This is a genomic window from Micromonospora desertarenae (assembly GCF_056150265.1).
Genome location: NZ_JAXCFQ010000014.1, coordinates 125,467 through 150,838 on the forward strand (window position 1 = coordinate 125,467; position 25,372 = coordinate 150,838).

Below are 25,372 nucleotides of genomic sequence, written 5' to 3' on the forward strand. Positions count from 1 at the left end.
GAACGGCGTTTGCAGTTTACAGTGGATCGGTGAGCGACGCAGCCCCGAAATCCGGCCACTCCCAGCGGGAGTCGATCTGGCGCCGACCCGAACGTGGCACCCGGGGCCCGACCCCGGCCCACAGCCGGGACGACATCGTGGCCGCGGCGATCGCCATCGCGGACGCCGACGGGCTGGCCGCGGTGTCGATGCGGGCGGTCGCCACCCGACTGGAGACCGGTGCGGCCTCGCTCTACCGGTACCTGTCCTCCCGGGACGACCTGCTCGACCTGATGGCCGACCGGGTGGCCGCCGAACTGCGGCCGTATCCGGAGCCGGAGGGGGACTGGCTGGACGCGATGCTGCGGATGGCCCGCGCCCAACGGGCCGTGCACGAGCGGCACCCCTGGCTGTCGGAGTTGAGCCAACGGGCCTCCGCGATCGGCCCGGAGGCACTGGCGTTCTTCGACGCCTGCCTGCGGATCATGGCACCGGTCCCGGCGACGCCGGTCGCCAAGTTCGAGGCGATCGGCGTGATGAACGGGATCTCCATCCTGTTCGCCCGCAAGCGGACGGCCGGGGAGGGGTTCACGTTCGCCGGCCTCGACGTCGGTCCGTACCCCCATCTGGTGGCAGCCCTGACCCAGCCGCCCGCCGCACCCCCGGCCACGGACCTCTTCGAGCGGGCCCAGCGGAGCCTGCTGTGCGGCCTGCTCGCGACTGACCCCGCCTGAGCCGTGCCGCGCGGCACGTCGACGCCGGACGGGGTGCACACCGCGGAGACCGCGCGCACCCGCCGCCGGGTCACGACACGCACCTACCAGCCGCGCCGAAGCACCGAGGTCCGTGCCCGGGCATAGTCGGCCGCCCGCAGGGGTAGAAGTACATCACTGCGCCGGCGGTGGCTGGCGGCAACGTCGCCGGGCCAGCCAGGGCTCGACCTCCCCGCCGGCGGTGCACCGGACGTAGCGCGAGTGGAGGCGGTCAGCATGATCTTGTTGAACGGATGCGTAGCTCGGCAGGCGGCGCTGCCCGGGACGTCCGGCAGCGTGCCGGCCCGGCGCCCGTACCCGGTGGTCACGTCGCGCCGGCGGCACGGCCCGGCCAGTTGTCCGGGGCGGTGACGGCGATGTCCGCGCTGTCCACCACCCGACTGGAGTTCGCCACCCCGTCGATTCCCCGTGAGTACGTGGCGTATCTGCAGTCCAGGCTGCTCGAGGCGGAGGCCAGCCTGGCGGCGATGACCGAGAAGTACGACCGCACCAAGGCCCGCTTCGACCGCTGCTGCGCGCGCCGGGGCATCGACCCGGAGACGGACATCGTCAACTACATCAACTCCAAGTCGATGAACCCGGAGCTCAAGTACTGGTACGCCAAGGTCGAGCACTTCCAGCGCGAGTTGACCGCGTACGGGGCGGCGCTGACCGGGCTCGAGGCCGCGCGCCGGATGCTCGGCGCCGACGGCCGGACGGAGAACGTCCGCCGAGGCAACGGCCGGCGCGGCCTGAGCCGGGTCACCTGACGGTCGCCCGACCGGCCCCGCGGACCTCGCCGCTCGCGCGTACCCCCGCGAGCGGGCGGGGTCCCGCCGGATGCCTGCCACCGGCCGACCATCGTGCGCCCGTCGCGCCCGGGCGGTCCCGCTGCCTGACGTGGGATGAACCGGCGCTGTCCGGGTACCCCGCCGTGTCCTGTCGCGGTGGGACCTGCCACGGCCGTCGCACCGCGGACCGCCCGTTCGCGCGCAGGAGGTGCGGAAAGTGCCCGTGTTGGCCGCGCTCGACCCTCGGCACACCGTCGCGCCCCCCGGATACAGCCGGTGGCTGATCCCGCCGGCCGCGCTCGCTGTGCACCTGTGCATCGGCCAGGTCTATGCGACCAGCGTGTACAAGAACTCGCTGATCGCCCGGTTCGACGTCAGCCAGACGGCGATCGGCGTGATCTTCAGCATCGCGATCGTGATGCTCGGTCTCTCGGCGGCGGTCGGCGGCACCTGGGCCGAGCGCAGCGGGCCCCGCAAGACGATGTTCACCTCCGCGTGCTTCTGGGCGGCCGGCTTCCTGATCGGCGCGCTCGGCATCGCCACCCGGCAGCTCTGGCTGCTCTACCTGGGCTACGGCGTGATCGGCGGCATCGGGCTCGGCATCGGCTACATCTCGCCCGTCTCCACGCTGATCAAGTGGTTCCCGGACCGACCCGGGCTGGCCACCGGTCTGGCGATCATGGGATTCGGCGGCGGCGCGCTGCTCGCCAGCCCGGTGTCGCGCCAGCTGCTCTCCCTCTACGACCCCGGCTTCGACCCGGCCAGAGCGGGGGCGGTGGCCTCGGGCGGCGCGCTCGTGGGGCTCTTCCTCACGCTCGGCATCGGCTACTTCGTGATCATGATGTTCGGCGTGTTCAACGTGCGGGTGCCCCCGCCGGGTTGGCGCCCGGCCGGCTTCGATCCCTCGTCGGTGGCGCGGAAACCCATGATCACCCGGGCCAGCGTCTCGGCCGCGAACGCCATCCGCACCCGCTCGTTCTGGCTGCTCTGGATCGTGCTGTTCACGAACGTGACGGCCGGTATCGGCATCCTCGAACAGGCCGCACCGATGATCCAGGACTTCTTCCGGGACAACGGGGTGTCGGCGGTCTCGGTCGCCGCGGCCGGCGGCTTCGTGGGCCTGCTGTCGCTGTTCAACATGGCCGGGCGCTTCGTCTGGTCGACGACGTCCGACCTCATCGGCCGCAAGCCGATCTACGTGCTCTACCTCGGCCTCGGCATGGTGCTGTACACCCTGCTGGCGGTGGTCGGACAGAACGCCACCGTGCTGTTCGTGCTCCTGGCCGGCGTCATCATCTCCTTCTACGGCGGCGGTTTCGCCACCGTTCCCGCCTACCTGCGGGACCTGTTCGGCACCCACCAGGTCGGCGCCATCCACGGCCGGCTGCTGACCGCCTGGTCCGCCGCGGGCGTGGCCGGCCCGCTGATCGTCAACGGGATCCTCGACACGCAGGGCAAGCCGGGCACCCTCACCGCGTCGGCCTACCGGCCGGCCCTGTTCACCATGGTCGGCGTGCTGGCCGTCGGTTTCATCGCCAACCTGCTGGTCCGCCCGGTCCCGGAACGCTTCCACGAACCGGACACCGGCGGCGCCGTGCCGGTGGCGCCGGCCGAGAAGACCGACCCGGTCGCGCTCGGGCCGCAGAGCCGACCCCCGGCGCCGGCCGTCGGCACGCAACAGGCCCGGCTCTGGATCTCCTGGGCGCTGGTCACCGTGCTGCTCGGGTACGGCGTCGTGCAGACCCTGACCACCGCGGCGAAGCTCTTCACGGAATGATCCGCCGCGCCACCCGGGAGCCGGAGCCTTGCCGGCGTCTGCCATGCTTCGGGCGGTGACGACCGGCCACCCTCCAGCCCGACGCCGCACCCGCCGCCACGCCCGCAGACGCAACCTCCGGTGGATCCTCGCGCTCGCCGCGGCCCTGGCGCTCGTCGCCGTCGCGGTGGTCGTGGTGCCGCTGCTGCGGCCGCCCGGCCCGCGTCCGCTCTTCCAGCTCCCGGTGGCCTGCGGGGAGACCTGGCAGCTCGGCACCTACCCCGGCCACGACGACTTCGACGTCGACCTGTTCCCCACCACCGGCGAGGCGTGGGGGAGGCCGGTGCTCGCGTCCTACGCCGGCACGGTCACGGTCGCCGGGATCAACGGCTCCCTGGGCGGGCGTACCCCGGACAACCCGAACGGCCCGCGCGGCCGGGGCGGCGGTTACTGGGTGAAGATCGACCACGGTGGCAAGTGGGAGACGCAGTACCTGCACCTGCTCGAACCGCCGCTGGTCGCCGAGGGCCAACGGGTCGCCCAGGGCCAGCAGATCGGCCGGGTCGGCAGCACCGGCAACTCCGGCGCCCCGCACCTGCACTACGAGCAGCGCCGCGGCTGGGAGAAGGTGGAGACCTACTTCGACGGCCAGCCGTCGGGCATCACGAACGACGACACCGAGTACACCGTCACCCGCAAGAGCAACAACTGCGCCGCCGGGCAGCCGTAGCACCGTCGGCCGCCCGCACCCGCCTGTCCCCGGTCATGGGCCGGGAGAGGCGGGTACGGGCGACCGCGTCACGGCGCCGGCTCACCCCGCCGGGTCGCCCGCCGACCGCTGGCGGCGAACACGGTGTCAGGAACTGGTCAGGATGACCAGCTGCTGGGTCGCCCGGGTCATCGCGACGTAGCGGTCCACCGCCCCCTCGATGCCGTCGCCGAACGTCTCGGGGTCGACGAGGACGACCAGGTCGAACTCGAGCCCCTTCGACAGCTCCGGGGTCAGCGAACGGACCCGGGACGTCGCGGCGAAGGTGGGATCGCCGATGACGCAGGCGATCCCCTCGGCGTGCGCGGCGAGCCAGGTGTCCAGGATCGGGCCCAGCTCGGCGGTGGACCCGTGGACGACGGGCACGCCGCCGCTGCGGATGGAGGTCGGCACATTGGCGTCCGGGAGCGCCGCCCGGATGACCGGCTCGGCTGCCGTCATGATCTCCTTCGGCGTCCGGTAGTTGATGGTCAGGGACGCCAGGTTGATCCGGTCGAGCCCGATCCGCCCGAGCCGGTCCTGCCACGACTCGGTGAACCCGTGCCGGGCCTGGGCGCGGTCGCCGACGATGGTGAAGCTCCGGGACGGGCAGCGGAGCAGCAGCATCTGCCACTCCGCGTCGGTCAGCTCCTGGGCCTCGTCCACGACGATGTGCGCGAACGGGCCGGCGAGCCGGTCCGGCTCGGCGCCGGGCAGTGCGCCGTCGTCGACCAGGGCGTCCTTCAGGTCCTGCTGACGCAGCATCGTCATCAGGCCTTCGCCGTCGTCGTACGCGTCGGATGCGATCAGGTCGTCGACGACCTGGTCCATGTGCTCCCGCCGGGCGGCCACGGTGGCCTCGTGCCGGTGCCGGCGTCGGGACGCCTCCGGGTCGCCGAGCCGCTGCCGGGCCGCGTCCAGCAGCGGCAGGTCGGACACGGTCCAGGCGCGGGGGTCGTCGCGCTGTAGCGTCCGGATCTCGTCCGCGCTCAGCCAGGGGGCACATGTGCGCAGGTAGGCGGGGACCGACCAGAGGTCTCCGACGAGGTCGGCCGGGTCGAGCAGCGGCCAGGCGCGGTTGAAGGCCCGGCGTAGCTCCGCGTTGCGCAGCAGCGACCTGCGGACCAGCTCCTCCGGCTCGTCGCCGTCGTACCTGTCCGTCAGGATGGTGAGCAGCTCCTCCCAGATCTCGTCGCGCGCCTCGTTGTGCGGGGTACCGGGATCCGGTGCGTCGAACGCCTCGGCCCAGTCGTCGGCGGTCAGCCGGATGTCGGAATCGTCGGTGCTGACCGTCATCCCCTTGCGGGGCGGCTCCTCGTAGAACCGGACGGCCGCCTCGATCGCCCGCACCAGGTCGGCCGACGACTTCAACCGGGCCACCTCCGGGTCGGTCTCCACGGTCGCCGCGGCGCCCTCGGGGACGAGGTCCCGCAGGGTGCAGATCTGCACGTCCTCCTCGCCGAGGCTGGGCAGGACGTCGGCGACGTAGGCCAGGTAGGGCTGGTGCGGACCGACGACGAGCACGCCGCCCCGGCGGCTGCCGAGCCGCGGGTCGGCGTAGAGGAGGTACGCGGTGCGGTGCAGCGCGACGACCGTCTTCCCGGTACCCGGACCGCCGTCCACCACGAGCGCGCCGCTCGAAACGGCGCGGATGATGGCGTCCTGGTCGGCCTGGATGGTGCCGAGCACGTCCCGCATCCGGTTCGACCGGCTGCCGCCGAGGCTGGCGATGAAGGCGGACTGGTCGTCGAGCGCGGCGGCGTGCCCGTCGAACCCGTCCGGGCTGAACACCTCGTCCCAGTAGTCGGTGATCCGGCCCTTCGTCCAGCGGTACCTGCGGCGGCTGGCCAACCCCATCGGGTTGGCGTGGGTCGCGCCGAAGAACGGCTCGGCGGCGGGGGAGCGCCAGTCGAGCAGCAGCCGACGCCCCGAGCTGTCGGTGAGGCCACGCCGTCCGATGTACACCGGCTCGGGGTCGTCGGCGCTGACCATGTGCCCGAGGCAGAGGTCCAGACCGTAGCGACTCAACGTACGCAGGCGGGCGGTCAGCCGGCGGATCTCCTGGTCCCGGTCCACCGCCTGCCGGCCCTTGCCGCCGGGCGCCCTGCGCGCCGCGTCGAGGCGGTCGGTCAGGTCGGCGAACACCTGCTCCAGGCTCTCCGCCATGGCCGCGAAGTGCTGCTCGTCGCGGCCGATCAGCGCTGGGTCGGCCTTGGCGGCGAGCTGGTCGGGCAGGTCGAACACGCTGCTGGTCGGGGGAGCCGTGTCGCCGGCCGCGCGGCCTCCGGCGCCACCGGCCGCGGGTCCCGCCACCGGTCCGCCATCCCCATCCGCCCCAGACGTCGACAAGACGGTACCCATATCGCAATTCCCCCCAATTCCCGAGGTTCCTGACCTCGGCCAGCGATTCTGCGGCACGACCCGGGTCTTGCGGCAAGCCCCCCGGTCCGCTATACCTTGAAAATGGAGGGGAGCGATTCCCTCTTTTTTCGTGCCCGTCGACCCTCCCGGAGACCCTCCGCACGCCGCGACGGCACGCCGCGGACGGCGGCGCGACGGCACGCCACGGCGGTCCGCCGGCCGGGGAGGAGCGCCTGGGCCTGGCCCTACCGCCGCGGACCCGCTCCGATCGCGGCCGGTCCGCCGGATCGCGGTGCCCGGGTGCTACCGGGACGCGCCGGCCGGTGGGGTGATCCGGTCCCAGGCCGGGATCGGCAGCGCGATCACCGCCGCCGGGAAGAGGCCGTGCTCCTCGTTGTCGATGTGCCGGTGCAGCCGGTCGAGGGCGGCCAGCACGGCCGGCCAGTCCGGCGCCGCGCGGTCCACCCCGCCGAGCACGCCGTGGATGTCGTCGTGCTCGGCGCAGAGCTTGGCCACCGCGTCGGCCAGGCTGTCCTCCTCCCGCAGCGCTACGAAGAGCCCCTGCTCCTCGGTGGCGGTGTGCGGCAGCAGGAGGTCGAGCAGGTCGTCGAGGGCCGCGTACGGGTCACCGCCGTCGCGTACCGCGGTGCGGAGCCGGCCGGCGGCGTTGGCGATCGCCTCGTGCTCGGCGGAGAGCCGACCGATCAGCGGGAACTCGCGGCAGCCGCAGTAGTTGCACACCGCACTCACCTCCCGGTCCGGTCGGACGCCTGCCGGCATCGTCCGCCCGGCGGGCACCCCGCCGGCAGGGCCGGACGACCCGGAAGACCGGGACCGTCGGCCCACCGCTGGCGGGTTTTCGCGGACCTACTGCCTTGTAACGTTGGTCAGCGTGGAAACGCCGAGAAACGGGCCGGTCGGCGAGCGGATCGATCCCCGCCGCCATCGGGCGCTCGGCGCCGCCAGCCGGGCCGAGATCCTCGACCTGGTGCGCAACGCCGACACCGGGCTGACCATCGCCGAGGTGGGGGAGCGGACCGGGCTGCACCTGTCCACCGTCCGCACCCACCTGGACCGCCTGGTCGACGCCGGGCTGCTGGTCCGGGCGCGGGCCAGCGGTGGCCAGCCGGGGCGGCCGGCCTGGCGCTACCGGGCCGCCACCGTCGCGGCGCCCGCCCCGGCGCCGTACCGGGCGCTCGCCGCCGCCCTGCTCGACCACCTCTCCCGCCGCGACCCCGGCGCGGCTCGGGCCGAGGCCGTCCACGCCGGCCAGGGCTGGGGGCGCCACCTCGCCGCGGCCGCGACCGCCACCGGCGACGATCCGGTCGACACGTTGCTCGACGTGCTCCGCGGCCTGGGCTTCGACCCCCGCCGGCACCGGACCGCCGACGGGACGGTCGAGGTCCACCTGCGCACCTGCCCCTTCCTGGAACTGGTCAACCGCAGCCCGGACACGATCTGCGCGCTGCACGTCGGTGTGGTCCGGGGTGCGCTCGAACAGGCCGGCGCGCCGGCGACCGGCGCCGTGGTCGAACCATTCGGCGCACCCGACGCCTGCGTGGTGCGGCTGGCCCTGCCCACGGTCGCCGCCGACCCGGCGCCCGTGCCGTCCGTGAGGTGACCCGTGTCCGCCGCCACCAGCACCGCGCGACCGGTCGGCCCCCGCCGGCGGGTGCGCCGTTTCCTGCCACCGCAGCACGGGGCCTGGGCGATGCTCCTGCTGCCGTACACCGCCGGGGTGGCGCTGGTCGGCCCGCGCTGGCCGCACCTGCCGCTGCTCGGCGCCTGGCTGGCCGGCTACCTGCTGTCCTACTACGCCTTCCAGGCGATCAAGACCCGCCGACCGCGCCGTTTCGCCGAGCAGTTGCTGGTCTACGGCCTGGTGGCCGCGCCGCTGGCGGTGACCGTGCTGCTCGCCCGGCCGGCCGTGCTCTGGTACGCCCCGGGCTACGCCGCGCTGCTGGCGGTCAACGCCGGATACGCCTGGCGCCGCCGGGAGCGCGCCCTGCTCAACGACCTCGCCTCGGTGGCGCAGAGCTGCCTGCTGGTCTTCGTGCTGGCGACCATCGCCGGGGTGCCCCTCGCCGAGGTAGTCCCCGCGTTCCTGGCCCTGCTGCTGTACCTGGTCGGCACCGTGTTCTACGTCAAGACCATGATCCGGGAACGCGGTGACGCCGGTTACCTGCGCCTGTCGGTCGGCTTCCACGCGCTCGCGCTGCTCGCCGCGGCGGCGCTGGACCCGCTGCTCGCGCCGGTCTTCCTGCTGCTCCTGATCCGGGCGGTGGTCCTGCCGGGCCGGGGGCTCCGGCCGGCGCAGGTCGGGATGATCGAGATCGGCTGCTCCCTGCTCGTGCTCGCGGTCGTGCTGATCGCGCTCTGAGCGCCGGCTCGATCGCGCTCTGAGCGCCGGCGCTCCGGCCGGTGGCCAATCCGGGCTCGTTGGGCACCGGTCGCCAGCGCTCCGTCCCGACCCTGACCCGCCCTCCGCGACCCCCTGCACCGGGCCCCGAGGCCGGTTTCACCGGGTGCGCGTGAAAACCGCGTCAATAACCGCGCGGTCGCCGTCACGGTCGCGTCAAAGCCCCTGTCGGCCCGGTTCGGGCGGCGCTTTGATTGCCCGGCGCGGCCGGGAGGCGGCCGCGGGAACTCGTCCGGTTGGAGGAGTCAGGCGTGTCTGACGTGCTGTTCGTGGGGTTGACGGTGGGGCTGTTCCTGGCCCTCGCCCTCCTGGTGCGGGCGGTGGAGAAGCGGTGAGCGCGGTCAACGCCGTCGGCCTGGTGCTGGCGATCGGTGTGGGTGTCTTCATGGTGGTCGCCCTGCTGTTCCCGGAGCGCTTCTGATGACCATGACAACGGCCGGTGCCGTCTTCGTCCTGTCGCTGGTGGCGGCGCTGGTCGCCGTGTACAGGCCGTTCGGCGACCACATCTACCGGGTGGTCGCCGGCACCCGGCAGTCCCGCGTCGAGCGCGGGATCTACCGGCTGGTCGGGGTCAACCCGGCCGCCGAGCAGACCTGGGGCGTCTACGCCCGCAGCGTGCTGGCCTTCTCGGCCGTCTCGCTGCTGTTCCTCTACCTGTTCCAGCGGGTGCAGGACCGGCTCTGGCTCTCCCTGGGTTTCGACCCGGTGGTGCCGCACGGAGCCTGGAACACAGCGGTGTCGTTCGTGACCAACACCAACTGGCAGTCGTACTCGGGTGAGTCGACCATGGGTCACCTCGTGCAGATGGCCGGCCTGGCGGTGCAGAACTTCGTCTCCGCGGCGGTCGGCATCGCCGTCGCGGTGGCCCTGCTGCGCGGCTTCGCCCGGCACCGGACGGAGCAGTTGGGCAACTTCTGGGTCGACCTGACCCGGATCACCGTGCGCATCCTGCTGCCGGTCGCGGTGCTCGGCGCGCTCGCGTTGATGATCGGCGGGGTGGTGCAGAACCTCTCCGCCGGCACCGACGTCAGCACGCTGACCGGCGGCAGCCAGACCATCACCGGCGGGCCGGTGGCCAGCCAGGAAGTGATCAAGGAGCTGGGCACCAACGGTGGTGGCTTCTACAACGTCAACAGCGCCCACCCGTTCGAGAACCCGACGGCCTGGACCAACTGGATCGAGATCTTCCTGATCCTGTTGATCCCGTTCAGCCTGCCCCGGGTGTTCGGCCGGATGGTCGGCCAGAACCGCCAGGGGTACGCGATCGCCGCCGTCATGGCGATCCTCGCGCTGACCAGCGTCACCCTGACCAACGTCTTCGAGTCGACCGGCCACGGCACCGTGCCGCAGGCGGTCGGCGCGGCGCTGGAGGGCAAGGAGGTCCGCTTCGACGTGTCGAACTCGGCCACCTTCGCCGCGGCGACCACGCTGACCTCCACCGGCGCGGTGAACTCGTTCCACGACTCGTACACCGCGCTGGGCGGGATGATGCCGCTGGTCAACATGATGCTCGGCGAGGTCGCCCCGGGCGGCGTCGGCGCCGGCCTCTACGGCCTGCTGGTCCTCGCGGTGGTCACGGTCTTCGTGGCCGGGCTGATGGTCGGCCGGACGCCGGAGTACCTCGGCAAGAAGATCGGCGCCCGCGAGATCAAGTTCGCCGCGCTCTACTTCCTGATCACCCCGACGCTGGTGCTGATCGGCACGGCCGCGGCGTTCGCCACCGGCAACAACGCCACCGCGCTGAACGTCGGCCCGCACGGGCTGTCGGAGGTGCTCTACGCGTTCACCTCGGCCAGCAACAACAACGGCTCCGCCTTCGGCGGCATCACCGTGAACACCACCTGGTGGGACACCGCGCTCGGACTGTGCATGCTGCTCGGCCGGTTCCTGCCGATCATCTTCGTGCTCGCCCTGGCCGGTTCGCTGGCCCGGCAGCAGCCCACCCCGGCGTCCGAGGGCACCCTGCCGACCCACCGACCCCTGTTCGTCGGGATGGTCGTCGGCGTCACGGTCATCCTCGTCGCGCTGACCTTCCTGCCCGCCCTCGCGCTCGGCCCGCTGGCCGAGGGGCTCTGATCTCCATGAGGAACGAGAACATGTCCGTCCCGTCGGTGACATCGGGGGCCGGCGACGCGCCGACCGCCGGGACGCCCGCGACCCGGGGCAACCGGGTCGGCGGCGGCCTGCTCGACCCGAAGCAGCTGTTCCGGTCCCTGCCGGACGCGCTGCGCAAGCTCGACCCGCGCACGCTCTGGCGCAACCCGGTGATGCTGATCGTCGAGATCGGCGCCGTCTTCACCACCGTGCTCGCGGTCGCCGACCCGTCCGGGTTCGCCTGGGCGATCACCGGGTGGCTCTGGCTGACGGTGCTCTTCGCCAACCTGGCCGAGGCCGTCGCGGAGGGCCGGGGCAAGGCCCAGGCGGCCACCCTGCGCCAGGCCAAGCGGGACACCGTCGCCACCCGCCTGATCGGCTGGACCCCGGGCCTGCCCGCGAACCGGTACCGGGACGAGGCCGTACCGGGCCCGGAGCTGAAGCAGGGCGACATCGTCCTGGTCGAGGCGGGCGGGATCATCCCGGGCGACGGTGACGTGGTCGAGGGCATCGCCAGCGTCGACGAGTCGGCCATCACCGGCGAGTCCGCGCCGGTGATCCGGGAGTCGGGCGGCGACCGGAGCGCGGTCACCGGCGGCACCCGGGTGCTCTCCGACCGGATCGTCGTGCGGATCACCCAGCAGCCCGGCGAGAGCTTCGTCGACCGGATGATCGCCCTGGTCGAGGGGGCCAACCGGCAGAAGACGCCGAACGAGATCGCGCTGAACATCCTGCTCGCCGCGCTCACGATCATCTTCCTGCTCGCGGTGGTCACCCTCCAGCCGCTGGCGGTCTTCTCCAAGGGCTACCAGGCGGCGGCGCCGGACACGACAGCGATCACCGATGCCGGCGTCAGCGGTGTGGTGCTGGTGTCGCTGCTGGTCTGCCTCATCCCCACCACGATCGGTGCCCTGCTGTCGGCGATCGGCATCGCCGGCATGGACCGCCTGGTGCAGCGCAACGTGCTGGCGGTCAGCGGCCGGGCGGTCGAGGCGGCCGGCGACGTGAACACCCTGTTGCTGGACAAGACCGGCACGATCACCCTGGGCAACCGCCAGGCCGACGAGTTCCTGCCCGTCGAGGGCGTCGCGGCGGCGGACGTGGCGGACGCGGCGCAGCTCGCCAGCCTGGCCGACGAGACCCCGGAGGGGCGCTCGGTGGTGGTGCTCGCGAAGAACGAGTACGGGCTGCGCGAGCGCGAGCCCGGCGTCGTGCCGCACGCCACCTTCGTGCCGTTCACCGCCCAGACCCGGATGAGCGGCGTCGACCTCGGCGCGGAGAGCGTCGACGGCGGCGTACGCCGGATCCGCAAGGGCGCCGCGGCGGCGGTGCTGGCCTGGGTACGCGACAACGGCGGGCACCCGAGCGGCCAGGTCGGCGAACTGGTCGACGCGATCAGCGGCAGCGGCGGCACCCCGCTGGTCGTCGCCGAGCACCTCGACGGCCAGCCGGCTCGCGCGCTCGGCGTCATCCACCTCAAGGACGTGGTCAAGTCCGGGATGCGCGAGCGGTTCGACGAGATGCGCCGGATGGGCATCCGGACCGTGATGATCACCGGTGACAACCCGCGGACCGCCAGGGCGATCGCCGACGAGGCCGGCGTGGACGACTTCCTCGCCGAGGCCACCCCGGAGGACAAGCTCGCCCTCATCCGGAAGGAGCAGCAGGGCGGGCGGCTGGTCGCGATGACCGGCGACGGCACCAACGACGCGCCGGCGCTGGCCCAGGCGGACGTCGGGGTGGCGATGAACACCGGCACGTCGGCCGCGAAGGAGGCCGGCAACATGGTCGACCTCGACTCCGACCCGACCAAGCTCATCGAGATCGTCGAGATCGGCAAGCAGTTGCTGATCACCCGGGGCGCGCTGACCACGTTCTCCATCGCCAACGACGTGGCGAAGTACTTCGCCATCATCCCGGCCATCTTCGCCGGCCTGTACCCGAGCCTGGACGCGCTGAACGTCATGCGGCTGGCCAGCCCGGAGACGGCGATCCTGTCCGCCGTCATCTTCAACGCGATCATCATCGTCGCGCTGATCCCGCTCGCCCTGCGCGGCGTGCGGTACCGGCCGGCGAGCGCGTCGAAGCTGCTCAGCCGGAACCTCTGGCGCTACGGCCTGGGCGGCCTCCTCGTGCCGTTCGTCGGTATCAAGATCATCGACCTGTTCGTCCAGCTCATCCCGGGGATCTCCTGATGCGCCTTCCCAGCTGGCTCGCCCAGCACCTCGCCGCCCTGCGGGCCCTGCTCGTCTTCACCGTCCTGCTCGGCCTGCTCTATCCGCTCGCCCTGGTCGCCGTGGGCCGGCTCCCCGGTCTCGACGGCAGGGCGGCCGGCTCCCTGGTCAGCGCCGACGGGCGGACCGTCGGCAGCCGCCTGATCGGGCAGTCGTTCACCGACGCCGACGGCAACCCCGTCCCGCGCTACTTCCAGAGCCGCCCGTCCGCCGCCGGCGACGGCTACGACCCCACCGCCACCGCGGCCAGCAACCTCGGCCCGGAGAGCGTGGTGGACACCATCGCCACCGACCCCGAGGAGTCCACGCCGAGCCTGCTCACCCAGGTCTGCGCGCGCAGCAAGGCGGTCGGCGCCCTCGACGGTGTGGACGGCGGCCGCCCGTTCTGCACCCCGGACGGGGTCGGCGCGGTGCTCGCGGTGTTCCGCGCCGACGGGCTCACCGGCCCGGTGACCCGGGCGGTGAGCGTCAACCAGACCGCCCCGGCCACCCCGTTCCTCGCCAGCTACCAGGGCGTCCCGGTCGAGCTGGCCGAGCCGGGCCGGGACTACGTGGCGGAGGGCGGCATCGTCACCCCGATCCGGGGCGACGCGCCCGCGGAGCCCGCGGTGCCCGCCGACGCGGTCACCGCCAGCGGCAGCGGCCTCGACCCGCACATCTCCCCGGCGTACGCCGAGTTGCAGGTCGACCGGGTCGCGCGGGAGCGTGGCGCGGACCCGGACGCGGTCCGCCGCCTGGTCGCGGCGCACACCACCGGCCGGGCGCTCGGCTTCATGGGCGAGCCCGGGGTCAACGTGCTGGCGCTCAACCTGGCCCTGGACCGGGAGTTCCCGGCCCGCTGAGCCTCCGGTCGCGCGGGGCGGGGCCTCCTCGGCGGCCCCGCCCCGTACCGTCATCGCAGCGAGAGGATGGTCCCGTGCCACGAGGAGAGCTGCGCATCTACCTGGGCGCCGCCCCGGGCGTCGGCAAGACGTACGCCATGCTGGAGGAGGCCCACCGGCGGGCCGAGCGGGGCACCGACGTGGTGATCGGGCTGGTGGAGACGCACGGGCGCAAGCACACCGCGGCGATGATCGGCGACCTGGAGCAGGTGCCCCGCCGCGCCGTCGAGTACCGCGGCGCCGAGTTCGCCGAGATGGACGTCGACGCGGTGCTCGCCCGCCGGCCGCAGGTCGCCGTGGTCGACGAGCTGGCGCACACCAACGTGCCCGGCTGCCGCAACGGCAAGCGCTGGCAGGACGTGCAGGAGCTGCTCGACGCCGGCATCGACGTGCTCTCCACGGTCAACATCCAGCACCTCGAGTCGGTCAACGACGTGGTCGCGCAGATCACCGGGACCGTCCAGCGGGAGACGGTGCCCGACGAGGTGGTGCGGGCCGCCGAGCAGGTCGAGCTGGTCGACATGACCCCCGAGGCGCTGCGCCGGCGGATGGCGCACGGCAACATCTACCGGCCCGACAGGATCGACGCGGCGCTGGGCAACTACTTCCGGGTCGGCAACCTCACCGCGCTGCGCGAGCTGGCGCTGCTCTGGCTGGCCGACAAGGTCGACGAGCAGCTCGGCCGCTACCGGGACCAGCAGGGCATCGCCGAGACCTGGGAGGCCCGGGAACGGGTGGTCGTGGCGCTGACCGGCGGGCCGGAGGGGGAGACCCTGATCCGCCGGGCCGCGCGGATCGCCGCCCGCGGCAAGGGCGCCGACCTGCTCGCCGTGCACGTGGCCCGCAGCGACGGCCTGGTCGGCGCCGACCCGGCACGGCTGGCCCGGCAGCGGGTGCTCGTGGAGAGCCTCGGCGGCACGTACCACCAGGTCCTCGGCACCGACGTGCCGGCCGCGCTGCTGGACTTCGCCCGCGGCGTCAACGCCACCCAGCTCGTGCTCGGCGCCAGCCGGCGCGGTCGCTTCGCCCAGGTGTTCTCCCGGGGCGTCGGGGTGACCACCATCGCCCAGTCCGGCGCCATCGACGTGCACCTGGTCACCCACACAGAGGCTGGCCGCGGGCGCCGGGCCGTCGGGGTGCCGGCGGCGCTGTCCCGGCGCCGGCGACTGCTGGGGTACGCCCTCGCCGCGCTCGGCCTTCCCCTGCTCACCCTGCTGCTCAGGGTCCTGCCGGACCTCACCCTGGCCAGTGACATCCTGCTCTTCCTGGCCGGCGTGGTCGCCGTCGCGCTGGTCGGCGGGCTCTGGCCGGCGCTGGTCGCCGCGCTCGGCGGCTCGCTGATCCTCAACTGGTTCTTCACGCCGCCCTTCCACACGCTGACCATCGCCGAGCCGGACAACCTGCTCGCGCTGGCCGTCTTCGTCGGGGTGGCGGTCTCGGTCAGCTGGGTCGTGGACGTCGCCGCTCGGCGTACCCGGGAGGCCGCCCGTGCCGCTGCCGACGCCCAGACCCTCGCCACGGTGGCCGGTGGGGTGCTGCGCGGCGGGCGGCCGCTGACCGCGCTGCTCGACCAGCTCCGCGAGACGTTCGGGCTGCGCGCCGTCAGCATGCTGGAACTCGCCGAGGAGGCCACCGGACGGCCGGCCCGCACCCGGGAGGAGCGGGCCTGGCGGGTGGTGGCGAGCGTCGGCGAGCGGCCGGCGACCACCCCGGACGCGGGGGAGACGACGGTGCCGGTCGACGAGCGGATCACCATCGTGCTCACCGGCCGCCGGCTGGCGGCCGCCGACCGGCGGCTGGTCGAGGCGTTCGCCGCCCAGGCCGCGGTGGCGCTGCGGCAGGAGCGGCTGGCCGAGGAGGCGGCGACGGCCCGGCCGCTGGCGGAGGCCGACCGGATGCGGACGGCGCTGCTGGCCGCGGTCAGCCACGACCTGCGTACCCCGCTCGCCTCGGCCAAGGCGGCGGTGACCAGCCTGCGCAGCCCGGACGTGGAGTTCGACGAGGAGGACCGGGCGGAGTTGCTGGCGACCGCCGAGGAGTCGCTGGACCGGCTGGCCCGGCTGGTGGCGAACCTGCTCGACATGAGCCGGCTCCAGGCGGGCGTGCTCGGGCTCACCCCGGCCGCGATCGGCCTGGAGGACGCGGTGCCGCGCGCCCTGGACGAACTCGGGCCGCCGGCCGCGGGCGTCACCGCCGACATCCCGGCCGACCTGCCCGCCGCCACCGCCGACCCCGGTCTGCTGGAGCGGGTGCTGGTCAACCTCATCGCGAACGCCCTGCGGTACAGCCCGCCCGACCAGCCGCCCACGGTGACCGCGAGCGCCCACGCCGGCCAGGTCGAGCTGCGGGTCATCGACACCGGCCCGGGCATTCCGGAGGACCAGTGGGAGCACGTGTTCCTGCCGTTCCAGCGCCTCGGCGACCGGGACAACCAGACGGGGGTGGGGCTCGGGCTGGCGCTCTCCCGCGGGTTGGCCGAGGCGATGGGGGGTAGCCTCACCCCGGAGACCACGCCGGGTGGTGGACTGACGATGGTGCTGCGGCTGCCGGCCGCCAGCCACGGCCTGGTGGAGGGACCACCGGAATGACACGGGTCCTGGTCGTCGACGACGAGCCGCAGATCCTGCGGGCGCTGCGGATCAACCTGCGCGCCCGCCGGTACGACGTCGAGGTCGCCGACACCGGCGCCGGCGCGCTGAAGGCCGCCGCCAGCCACCCGCCCGACCTGGTCGTTCTCGACCTCGGCCTGCCGGACATGGACGGCGTCGAGGTGATCCGCGGCCTGCGCGGCTGGACCGGCGTGCCGATCATCGTGCTCTCCGGGCGGGCCGGCAGCGAGGACAAGGTGGAGGCGCTGGACGCGGGGGCGGACGACTACGTGACCAAGCCGTTCGGCGTCGAGGAGCTGCTCGCCCGGATCCGGGCGGTCACCCGGCGGCTCGGTGCCACGACCGACGCCAGCGCGACGCTGCGGGTGGGGCGGCACACCGTCGACCTCGCCGACCGCACGGTCAGCCGCGACGACGGCACCGAGGTCAGGCTGACCCCGACCCAGTGGGCGGTGCTGGAGAAGCTGCTGCGCCACCCCGGCAAGCTGGTCAGCCAGCGGCAGTTGCTGCACGACGTGTGGGGGCCGGAGTACCAGAACGAGACCAACTACCTGCGCCAGTACATGGCCCAACTGCGCCGCAAGTTGGAGGACGACCCGTCCCGCCCCCGGCACCTCATCACCGAACCGGGAATGGGCTACCGCTTCCGCCCGTGAGGCCGCTTCCTCAGGCCCGGCGAGCGGGTGATGGCCCGCTGTTGACCGAACGGGGATCATCGGAATGGTCGGGAGTTCCGAGCGATGGGGTGTGCCATGGTCGTGGAACCGAACGACGCTCGCACCGAGCGTTCCTACGCAGTGGAGGTCGCCGACGGTTCGTACCGGTGGTATCTGGTGGCCGCGAAGCGCTCCCGCCGGTCACACCGGATATCGGAACTCACCACCGTGGTGCTCTCCGCGGCGATCCCGCTCGCCGCTCTGCTCGTGCCGAGTCGCCCGCAGATTCCCGCGATTCTGGGTTCGCTCCTGGTGGTCATCGCGGGGTGCCGCGCGGTGTTCCAGTGGCAGGAGAACTACCTGCGGTTCAGTCAGGCGCGGGAAGCGGTGGAGGAACAGCGCCGGCTCTATCGGGTGGGCGCGCACCCGTACGACGATCCGGCCCTGCGCGACGTCGAACTCGTGAAGGCGGTGACCCGGATCGAAGGCGATGAAATGCAGCGATGGGCGCAAATCGCCCAGGAGCGCGCGGAGCCGGGCCGGTCGTTGCCGAACTAGACGTGTCCTTGAGTCGGATATTTGTAGTCGTTTTCGCATCTGCGGTTTGTTTTAATGCAGGGAAGTGAGGCAATTTCGCCGGCCAGGGGGCGGGTATGCCACTAGCTGACGTGTCAGTCCAGCCGACCCGCCCGACCAGCGTCGGTCCCGGCAGCGCGAGTGCCGCCACCGCGTCCGACGAGGACGAGGGCTTCGACGTCCTGTCCCACCACCTGCGCGCGGCCCGCCATCGGCAGCGCGATCCGGAGTCGACGGACCAGGTCGCGCCGTGGAACTCCGCGGTCTGACGCCCTCGCTCCCGTTCCGGCAGTTCGTGGTGAAGATCCACGGCTGGTGCGACCTGGCGTGCGACTACTGCTACGTGTACGAGCACGTCGACCAGAGTTGGCGGGGACGCCCCCGGGCCATGTCCGCCGCCGTGGTCGACGCGACGGCGGCGCGGATCGGCGAACACCTGCGGCGGCACGGGGTCCGGGAGGCCCGGGTCATCCTGCACGGCGGTGAGCCGTTGCTGGCCGGCCCGGCGCACCTGGCGAGGACGGTGGCCGCGGTCCGCGCGGCCGCGCCCGCGGACGCCGACATCGGCTTCACCGTGCAGACCAACGGCGTCCGGCTCGGGCACGAGTTCCTCCGGCTCTTCCGGGACCAGGGCGTCCGGGTGGGGGTGAGCCTCGACGGCGGGCTCGCCGAGCACAACCGGCTCCGCCGCTCGGCGGCCGGCGCGGAGAGCTTCCCCCGGGTCGCGCGGGCGCTGGCCCTGTTGCGCAGCGAGGCCTACCGGACGGTCTACGGCGGCATCCTCTGCACCATCGACCTCGCGAACGACCCGCTGGAGGTGTACCACAGCCTCCTGGCGTTCGGGCCACCGATGATCGACCTGCGGCTGCCGCACGGGAACTGGGTCCACCCGCCCCCCGGGCGGCACCCCGCCAGCACCGGGACGCCCTACGGCGACTGGCTCGTCGCGGTCTTCGACGAGTGGTACGACGCTCCGCGCCGTCGCGTCGCGATCCGGCTCTTCGACTCGATCATCCAGCTGCTGCTCGGTGGGCCGAGCGGCACGGAGGACATCGGCACCACCCGCACCGGCGCGGTGGTCATCGACACCGACGGCAGCATCCAGGGCAGCGACGTGCTGAAGACCACGGTTCCCGGCGCGCCGGAGACCGGACTCGACGTGCTGTCCCACTCGTTCGACGACGCCCTCACCGTGCCGTCGATCCGCGCCGAGCAACGGGGGGCAGGCGCCGTACCGCGGGCCTGCGGCGGCTGTGACGTGCTCGACGTCTGCGGCGGCGGGCTGTACGCGCACCGGTTCCACCCGACCGCCGGGTTCGACTTCCGGTCCGTCTACTGCCTCGACCTGTTGCGGGTCATCCGACACGTGCGCAGGCGCGTCTCGGCGGACCTCGCCGCCCGGCGACCGCCGGCCGCACCGGCGCCGTTCACATGACGAACGGCTCGATGTCGAGGTCGACCCGGCGCTTCTGCCGCCCCAGCTCGGTGATCGGGTGGTCGCTGCCCAGCACCTGCGCCGAGTAGGCCACCGCGTCGTTCCAGCCCGACTGGTCGTAGTCGCCGCCGGCGAGGCGGCCCACCGCGACGTTGAGCATCGCGCCGATCAGCGCGATGTTCTCCGGCCGCAGCGCCTCGCGGAGGATGTCGTAGGCGCGTTCGTCGGTGTGCCGGCCGTACTCGGCGTCCCCGGCCGCGTGCGCGGCGTTCGCGACGTTGACCAGGGCCAGCGCGGTGATGGTGTGCGCGGCGCCGAGCACCTGCTCGAAACCAGCCGCCGCCCGCTCGGCCATGTCACGCCCGGCCGGCAGGTCACCGCACCGGCGGGTGAAGACCCCGAGGTTGTTGAGGGCGACCAGGTACAGCGGATGCGTGGCGTCGAACAGCTCCCGGTACGCCCGCTCGGCGTCCGCGGCGAGCCGCCGGGCCACGTCGTCCTCACCGAGGTCGGACGCCACGTTCGCGCGTTCCAGGCGGCACCCGACGGTGGCCGGGTGACCGCCGCCGAGGACCCGCTCGTAGCGTGGCAGCGCGACGTCGAGCAGGCTGGCGGCCAGCCGGGTCTCGCCGAGCCAGCGCAACGTCGTCGCGAAGTTGCGCAGCGTCCGCAGGGTGTCGGGATGCTCCTCGCCGAGCACCTCCTCGCAGGCCTTCCACGCCGCCTCGAGCGTCTTGCGCGAACCCTGAAGGTCCCCGTTGTCCCGCTGGTCGGTGCCGTAGGCGTCGGCCGAGGACAGGGTGAACGGGTGCCGCTCGCCCAGCAGCCGGCGCCGCTTGTCCAGGGTCTGCCGGTCCAGCCGCAGCGCTTCCGCGTAGTTGCCGGCCAACCGCATGGTCAGCGCGTAGTTGAGCGCCGCCATCAGCGTCCGCGGATGGTCCTCGCCGAGCACGACCGGGATCAGCCCGAACGTCTTCGCCTCCCGCTCCTCGGCCTCGGCCCACCGGCCCTGCTCGCGCAGGTCCTGGGCGTAGCTGCCGGCCACCATCAGGGTGTACGGGTGGTCCTCCCCGGCCACCCGGGTGAACCGCTCCATCAGGTCGTTGTCGATCCCGTACGCGTCGGCCATCCGCCCCAGGTCACGGATGATGTTGGCGTACTGGAACCGCAGGAGCAGCGTCATCACGTCGTCGGGATCCGGGAACAGCTCCGCCCAGGCGGCGATGGCCCGGTCGGCGAGCTGCTCGCCGCCGGCGTAGTAGCCACGCAGCCGCAGGTAGCGGACCAGGTCGATGATCAGCTTGCGGACGTTCGGCGAGTCGGAGGTGACCGCGTCGAGCGCGTCGACGTGCGGCCGGAGCGCCTCGTAGAGCGGCCAGTTGTCGGCGTTGTCGGCGTCGCCCGGGTTGATGTCCGCCAGCGCCTCCTGGCCGATGCTCCGGTTCGCCGTCCGCTCGTCCGGGCTGAGGCCGTGCCGGATGGCCTGCTGGGTGAGCACGTGCATGCTGATGCTGCGGCTGGCCGGGTCGGACTTGATCAGCCCGAACCGTCCGATGTGCTGGATCAGCCGGCTGAGCAGGAGCGGGTCGCGCAGCGCGGCGTCATGCTCGGCGAGCAGCGAGCCGATCCGCTCGGACTTCAGGATGGCCGTGGGGATCGGGTTGGGGGCGAAGAAGGCGAGCAACTCGACCAGCCGGGCGGCGGCCGGGCTCCGGCCGCGCAGCGACTCCATCGCCACCGAGAACGTCGCGGTGATCGGCGCCTCGTAGCCGGGCACCTGGAGCGCCTCGGCGACGTGCCCCTCCAGCAGCCGCAGGTACTCCGGCACGGTGCCGGCCGTGCTCGCCAGCCAGTAGCCCGCCGTCTCGACCGCCGCCGGGAGGTCACCGAGCCGCTCCGCCAGGACCCCGGACTCGCTGGTGGCCAGCTTCGCGCCGCGCCGGGCGAGCAGCGCGACGCTCTCGGTGCGCTCGAAGACGTCGACCGGCATCTCCCTGGTCGAGCGGGACCACGCCTGGTCCCGGGTGGTGATGATGGTGTCGCCCGGGCCGGTCGGCACGAGGTCGGCCAGCTCGGCCGGATCCTCGGCGTTGTCCAGCACGACGAGCCAGCGGGTGGCCGGGTCCCGCTCGCGCAGGGCGCGCAGGACCGCGTCGACCCGCCCCGTCCCCTCCCGGTTGGGCGGCAGCCCCAGCACCTCGCCCAACGCCTCGAAGCCCGCGGTCACCTGTTCGACGCTGTCGGCGGAGATCCACCACACGATGTCGTACGCGGCCGCGAACCGGTAGACGTACTCCAGGGCGATCTGCGTCTTGCCGACGCCGCTCATGCCGATCAGCGAGACCGCGGCCGACCCGTTGAGGTCGAGCAGCCGGTCGCGCAGCTCCTCGATCGCCGCCTCCCGCCCGACGAACGCGGGGTTGCGCCGGCTCGGCACCCGCCAGTGCCGGGTGTGCTGCGCGGGAAAGCGGATCCGGGAGAGCTCACCGGCGGCCGATCCGGGCGGCGTGTAGCGGATCCCGAGGGCGGTGAAGACGGCCTGCACCGCCTCGTCGGCGCGCAGGTTGGGGAAGTCCACGGTGCCGGCCACCGACGCCGGCACCGGCAGGACCGGTCCGTTGACGCGCATCGGCACCAGGAAGTCGGCCGGACGCAGGTCGGCCCGGTCGACCTCGCGCCGCCAGTACCGTTCGATGCCCTCGTAGGTCAGCCCGTCGTGAGACAGCAGCACCACCACCCGGTCGATGCCCTCCAGCGCCGGCGCCTCCGGCCGGCCCGGCCCGACCAGCAGGCAGTCGTGCCCGATCCGGGTCAGCTCCTGGCTGATCCACTCGGCCCAGATCCGGTCGATCGCGGCGTAGTGCACGATCACCTGGATCGGCGCGGAGGTGGCCGTCCGTTCGAACCGGGCCAGCACCGACAGCCGCTGCTTCTCCGGGGTGTCCGGTGTTTCCAGCGTCCGCTCGGCCAGCAGTTCGGCGAGGGCCACGAACGCCGACAGCGGCGAGTTCGGCTCGCTCGGGCGGTCGCCGAAGACCGCCAGGATCTCCTCGTACGCGTAGTACGGCTTGTACGGCACCTCGACGCTGCGCCAGTAGCGGTCGCCGTCGAGATCGAGCGCGTCGGTGTACGGCCGGAACTTGCGCTGCGCGTAGTCCCGACCCCGCTGGAGCTTGGCCTGCTCGCCCGGCTCGACCCGGCCCGGCAGCGGGTAGATCCTGATCTTCGGGTCCGCGCGCACGATGGACCGGGCGACGCTGACCGCGCCGTCGACGCCCTGCGTGTTGAGGGCGAAGCAGTCGACCACGGTGTCCGGCAGGCTGATGGTGCACACCCCGGCGCTGTCGCTCAGCCCCGTCCGGCTGTCGACCAGCACGAAGTCGTAGTCGCGACGCATACCCGCCGCGAGCGCGTCGATGAAGCCCTTGCCGTTGAGTCGCTGCCAGAAGTTGTCCCAGTCGAACTTCGAGACCTTCACCGAGTACCGGCCGTCCTGCTTGCCGGACGGGAGGAAGTCCAGCACACCGCCGTGCGGGAACATCCAGTTCAGCGACATCGTGGCGCTGTCGAGGCGGCTCACCTCCTCGAACCACGAGGGCGAGCTCTCCTGGGTGACGGTGGCCGCGCTGTAGCGCTGGAGCAGCTCGATCAGGCCCTCGGTCCGGCGCAGCTCGTCGTCGACCAGGAACGGGTGGAAGTAGCGGTGCAGGCCGGGGGATTCGAGGTCCCAGTCGATCGCCAGCACCTTGTAGCCGTTGCTGGCCAGGATCCACGCGGTGTTGGCCAGTGCCATCGTCCGGCCGCTGCCGCCCTTGTACGAGTAGAAGGTGATGATCCGCCCGTGCCGCGGCTCACCGGCCGGCTCGGGGACGCTACCGGACACCGTGGACCTCCCTCTGGATCGCTGTCACCGGTCAGTTGCCGTGCAGTCGCGGAAGCTCACCTCTACCGCCCAGATCGGGCGGCGTGCGGGGTCTGCCGCCAGGGTGTTGCCGAGCGGTCACCTCGGCGTCCCGTTGCCGGGGAACCGCCGCGGCGCCGCCCCCCGTGGGCGGAACGGTCGGAAACGCGGCGGGCAGGCGATAGAAATCCGGACCCGGCCGGGACGGCGGAATCGGATGACTCCGCGCCGTGCGAACGATCAGAGCCGCGAGCCTGCCCACGAATTCATGGTAGGCATCACGATGCCGGGTCAACCGCATGACGTGGAGCAGGCCCTCGTCGAACACGATGGTCGACAATGACCGGTCGGCGTACTGAATCGTGCCGAGGTGTTCCGGAATCTCGGTCGGCCGCCACGAAACAGGCAGCAACGAGGGCGCGGCCCGACCGGTGGCCGCGCGATATGCCGACAGGCGGTCGGCGAAGGCCTGCCATTCCCGGCCGCAGGATTCGCTGCCGAAATAGGTGGGTGAGCTGAGCGCGACGAAGACCCGACAGGTGCCGAGGGCGGTCCTGATCTCCTCCGACCAGTCGGCGCCGAGTCGCAGGTTCGCGATGCTGAGGAACCCGGTGGGCGCCGGATCACTCTTCCGAGTCCCGCTGACCGCCCGCACCTCGCTACGCAGATCCTTGAAGAAGATCGCCACCAACTCGTCGTCGGTGTCGCTCGACTCGGCGAAGCTCAGGAAGAAGAAGACGTCGGGGTCCGCCTCCGCGCCCGCCGGGCCGCGCCGACCGGCTGCCCCGCTCAAGGGGCGTCGAGCAACGGGCGGCTGCCGGCAGGGGCGCCCGGGGCGACTCTGCGGACATCCGCGGAGCGGAAGGTGAGGTTGCGCGACGCCTCCAGGATGCCGCCCAGCTCCTGCTCGAACTCCTCGGCGGAGTCGGGGCCGATCCGCAGCATCGGGTTGCACCGCGCGGAGCGCAGCGCGAGCAACCGCGACAACGCCTCGGTCAGCTGCTCCCGCGCCTGGCTCGTCTCCGGGTCGGTGGCACTGATCGGCACCACGAATCCGGTGGCCGGGTCGGCTCGCCGGTCGACCTCCGCCAGCGCTTCCCGGTGCGCGGCGAGCCGCACCACCCAGGCGTCGATCAACATGACGAGCAGTTCCTGGTCGGCATCCGCCCGCTCCAGCACACCGACGATGTCCTCGATGTCGTCGACGACATCGGAGTCGAACAGGTGCTCGGCGGCGACCGCCTGCGCCTGGGTGGCGAGGGCCTCCGGCCGCTGCGGACGGTACGGCCGCCAGTCGGCTCGCCGGGGACCGTAGAAGTCGAGGTCGTCGCGGACCGGGGCCATCTCGTCGCGACGTCCCGCCGCGACGACGAAGCGCACCGACGGCGACGGGAATCCGGCTCTGGCGCCGGCCGGCCGGGCGGCGTGGTCGCCCACCGCCCGGAAGGCGTTCGGCGTGGCCGCGTAGGGCAGCAGGGTGACTGCGGGGCGTACCGGATCGTTCCGGCTGACCTCGGCGATGTGGCGGGCGAGCCCGCCCAGCAGGTCGCGGTAGCGGGACCGGTGGCTCCTGAGCCGGACCAGGGCACGGATGTCGGTCCGCCGGGCGACGTCAGTGGTGAACTCGCCGGCCGGGAGTTCGCCGTAGAGCCCGTTGTCTCCCCAGGCGACCGGGACCAGCGCCTTGGGTCGACGTCCGGTGACCGTCTCGTGCTGGCTCAGCCGGTCCTGGAAGACCGACCATTCCCGGCCGCACCGTTCGGTGAGGAAATACCGGTGCGAACAGATTGCGAGGAACACTGTGCATTCCGCCAATGCCCGCGCGGCCGGTCTCGTCCATTCACCGTCGACGACCGCGTCGTCGCCGGAGATGAAGACCGTCAACGACGTGTCACCGCCGCTGAGCAGCCGGATCGCGTCACAGAGCTCGCCGAGGAACGCTTCGGCGTAGGCGCCGTCGTCGTCTGGTCGATAACTCAGAAAAATGGATGCCACAACCCCTCCGGACACGCTCGATTGGACGCGGAGGCGCGGTCTCGGCGCAGGTCGCAGGATCCTCCAGAGCTACATACATACACGCAACAGTGTTGAGAACGCAATCGGGTGCACAGTCGGATAAGCGCTGGTGCAAATCGGACGATAACCGGCTGTCCGGCGGCCCGACCCGACGGTCGTACCGT

Annotated in this window: 20 protein-coding genes; 15 read left to right on the plus strand and 5 right to left on the minus strand. The window is 72.6% G+C overall.

Translation table 11 applies throughout. The features are described 5' to 3' along the window. Positions 1-29 precede the first annotated feature (29 nt). The 4 genes from SM577_RS25545 to SM577_RS25560 all read left to right on the plus strand — a co-directional run bounded on the left by SM577_RS25545 (position 30) and on the right by SM577_RS25560 (position 4,008). Positions 30-713, plus strand: a complete 684-nt coding sequence (locus SM577_RS25545; protein ID WP_302917249.1) for a TetR/AcrR family transcriptional regulator — start codon at positions 30-32, stop codon at positions 711-713. A 395-nt stretch (positions 714-1,108) separates the two neighbouring features. Beyond that, the gene (locus SM577_RS25550) at positions 1,109-1,501 is read left to right on the plus strand and encodes a hypothetical protein (RefSeq protein ID WP_474581735.1); all 393 of its coding nucleotides are present in this window, start codon (positions 1,109-1,111) and stop codon (positions 1,499-1,501) included. Between the two features lie 244 nt (positions 1,502-1,745). Then, positions 1,746-3,299 carry an OFA family MFS transporter gene (locus tag SM577_RS25555; protein WP_474588193.1) on the plus strand — a complete coding sequence of 518 codons (1,554 nt, stop codon included), beginning with the start codon at positions 1,746-1,748 and terminating at the stop codon, positions 3,297-3,299. A gap of 55 nt (positions 3,300-3,354) precedes the next feature. Next, entirely contained in the window at positions 3,355-4,008 is a 654-nt protein-coding gene (locus SM577_RS25560; RefSeq protein ID WP_474581736.1) for a M23 family metallopeptidase, read from the plus strand. A gap of 126 nt (positions 4,009-4,134) precedes the next feature. On the opposite strand, the gene helR is transcribed toward SM577_RS25560, so the two are convergent. After that, on the minus strand, positions 4,135-6,270 hold the full coding sequence (gene helR, locus SM577_RS25565) for an RNA polymerase recycling motor ATPase HelR (protein WP_474588194.1): 2,136 nt from the start codon (positions 6,268-6,270) through the stop codon (positions 4,135-4,137). A gap of 420 nt (positions 6,271-6,690) precedes the next feature. Continuing rightward, positions 6,691-7,128 carry a hemerythrin domain-containing protein gene (locus SM577_RS25570; RefSeq protein ID WP_474588163.1) on the minus strand — a complete coding sequence of 146 codons (438 nt, stop codon included), beginning with the start codon at positions 7,126-7,128 and terminating at the stop codon, positions 6,691-6,693. A 151-nt stretch (positions 7,129-7,279) separates the two neighbouring features. On the opposite strand from SM577_RS25570, the gene SM577_RS25575 reads away from it, so the two are divergent. From SM577_RS25575 to SM577_RS25625, 11 genes are all read left to right on the plus strand, one after another. Next, positions 7,280-8,008 carry a helix-turn-helix transcriptional regulator gene (locus SM577_RS25575; RefSeq protein ID WP_302917245.1) on the plus strand — a complete coding sequence of 243 codons (729 nt, stop codon included), beginning with the start codon at positions 7,280-7,282 and terminating at the stop codon, positions 8,006-8,008. A gap of 3 nt (positions 8,009-8,011) precedes the next feature. Further along, the gene (locus SM577_RS25580; protein WP_474588164.1) at positions 8,012-8,767 is read left to right on the plus strand and encodes a YwiC-like family protein; all 756 of its coding nucleotides are present in this window, start codon (positions 8,012-8,014) and stop codon (positions 8,765-8,767) included. A 370-nt stretch (positions 8,768-9,137) separates the two neighbouring features. After that, positions 9,138-9,227: a potassium-transporting ATPase subunit F gene (locus tag SM577_RS25585; protein WP_302917243.1), complete on the plus strand. Its 90-nt coding sequence runs from the start codon at positions 9,138-9,140 to the stop codon at positions 9,225-9,227. Beyond that, the gene (gene kdpA / locus SM577_RS25590; RefSeq protein ID WP_474588165.1) at positions 9,227-10,882 is read left to right on the plus strand and encodes a potassium-transporting ATPase subunit KdpA; all 1,656 of its coding nucleotides are present in this window, start codon (positions 9,227-9,229) and stop codon (positions 10,880-10,882) included. The genes SM577_RS25585 and kdpA overlap by 1 nt, the downstream gene beginning before the upstream one ends. 20 nt (positions 10,883-10,902) lie before the next feature. Further along, positions 10,903-13,095, plus strand: coding sequence for a potassium-transporting ATPase subunit KdpB (gene kdpB / locus SM577_RS25595; protein WP_474588166.1), 2,193 nt, complete (start codon positions 10,903-10,905; stop codon positions 13,093-13,095). Beyond that, complete coding sequence (locus SM577_RS25600) at positions 13,095-13,976, plus strand: potassium-transporting ATPase subunit C (RefSeq protein ID WP_474588167.1); 882 nt, start codon at positions 13,095-13,097, stop codon at positions 13,974-13,976. Before kdpB ends, SM577_RS25600 begins: the two co-directional genes overlap by 1 nt. Before the next feature lie 74 nt (positions 13,977-14,050). Beyond that, positions 14,051-16,603, plus strand: a complete 2,553-nt coding sequence (locus tag SM577_RS25605; protein ID WP_474581739.1) for a DUF4118 domain-containing protein — start codon at positions 14,051-14,053, stop codon at positions 16,601-16,603. Beyond that, on the plus strand, positions 16,600-17,280 hold the full coding sequence (locus SM577_RS25610) for a response regulator (protein WP_302917238.1): 681 nt from the start codon (positions 16,600-16,602) through the stop codon (positions 17,278-17,280). Before SM577_RS25605 ends, SM577_RS25610 begins: the two co-directional genes overlap by 4 nt. 102 nt (positions 17,281-17,382) lie before the next feature. Continuing rightward, positions 17,383-17,838, plus strand: coding sequence for a DUF4231 domain-containing protein (locus SM577_RS25615; RefSeq protein ID WP_302917237.1), 456 nt, complete (start codon positions 17,383-17,385; stop codon positions 17,836-17,838). Between the two features lie 110 nt (positions 17,839-17,948). Then, on the plus strand, positions 17,949-18,125 hold the full coding sequence (locus SM577_RS25620; protein WP_302917236.1) for a hypothetical protein: 177 nt from the start codon (positions 17,949-17,951) through the stop codon (positions 18,123-18,125). Next, the gene (locus SM577_RS25625; RefSeq protein WP_474588168.1) at positions 18,107-19,291 is read left to right on the plus strand and encodes an FxsB family cyclophane-forming radical SAM/SPASM peptide maturase; all 1,185 of its coding nucleotides are present in this window, start codon (positions 18,107-18,109) and stop codon (positions 19,289-19,291) included. The genes SM577_RS25620 and SM577_RS25625 overlap by 19 nt, the downstream gene beginning before the upstream one ends. Here SM577_RS25625 and fxsT read toward each other — a convergent pair. The 3 genes from fxsT to fsxC are packed head-to-tail and all read right to left on the minus strand — an operon-like array spanning position 19,284 to position 25,187. After that, complete coding sequence (gene fxsT / locus SM577_RS25630) at positions 19,284-23,174, minus strand: FxSxx-COOH system tetratricopeptide repeat protein (protein WP_474588169.1); 3,891 nt, start codon at positions 23,172-23,174, stop codon at positions 19,284-19,286. The genes SM577_RS25625 and fxsT overlap by 8 nt on opposite strands. 31 nt (positions 23,175-23,205) lie before the next feature. After that, entirely contained in the window at positions 23,206-23,985 is a 780-nt protein-coding gene (locus tag SM577_RS25635) for a TIR-like protein FxsC (RefSeq protein ID WP_302917233.1), read from the minus strand. Beyond that, entirely contained in the window at positions 23,982-25,187 is a 1,206-nt protein-coding gene (gene fsxC, locus SM577_RS25640; protein WP_474588170.1) for an FxsC protein, read from the minus strand. The genes SM577_RS25635 and fsxC overlap by 4 nt, the downstream gene beginning before the upstream one ends. Positions 25,188-25,372: the final 185 nt, after the last annotated feature.

What these genes read in the sequence shown, in the direction of transcription:
- SM577_RS25550 (WP_474581735.1), top strand. Translation starts at nt 1,109, where the DNA reads ATGTCCGCGCTGTCCACCACCCGACTGGAGTTCGCCACCCCGTCGATT.
- kdpA (WP_474588165.1), top strand. Translation starts at nt 9,227, where the DNA reads ATGACCATGACAACGGCCGGTGCCGTCTTCGTCCTGTCGCTGGTGGCG.
- kdpB (WP_474588166.1), top strand. Translation starts at nt 10,903, where the DNA reads ATGTCCGTCCCGTCGGTGACATCGGGGGCCGGCGACGCGCCGACCGCC.
- SM577_RS25600 (WP_474588167.1), top strand. Translation starts at nt 13,095, where the DNA reads ATGCGCCTTCCCAGCTGGCTCGCCCAGCACCTCGCCGCCCTGCGGGCC.
- SM577_RS25610 (WP_302917238.1), top strand. Translation starts at nt 16,600, where the DNA reads ATGACACGGGTCCTGGTCGTCGACGACGAGCCGCAGATCCTGCGGGCG.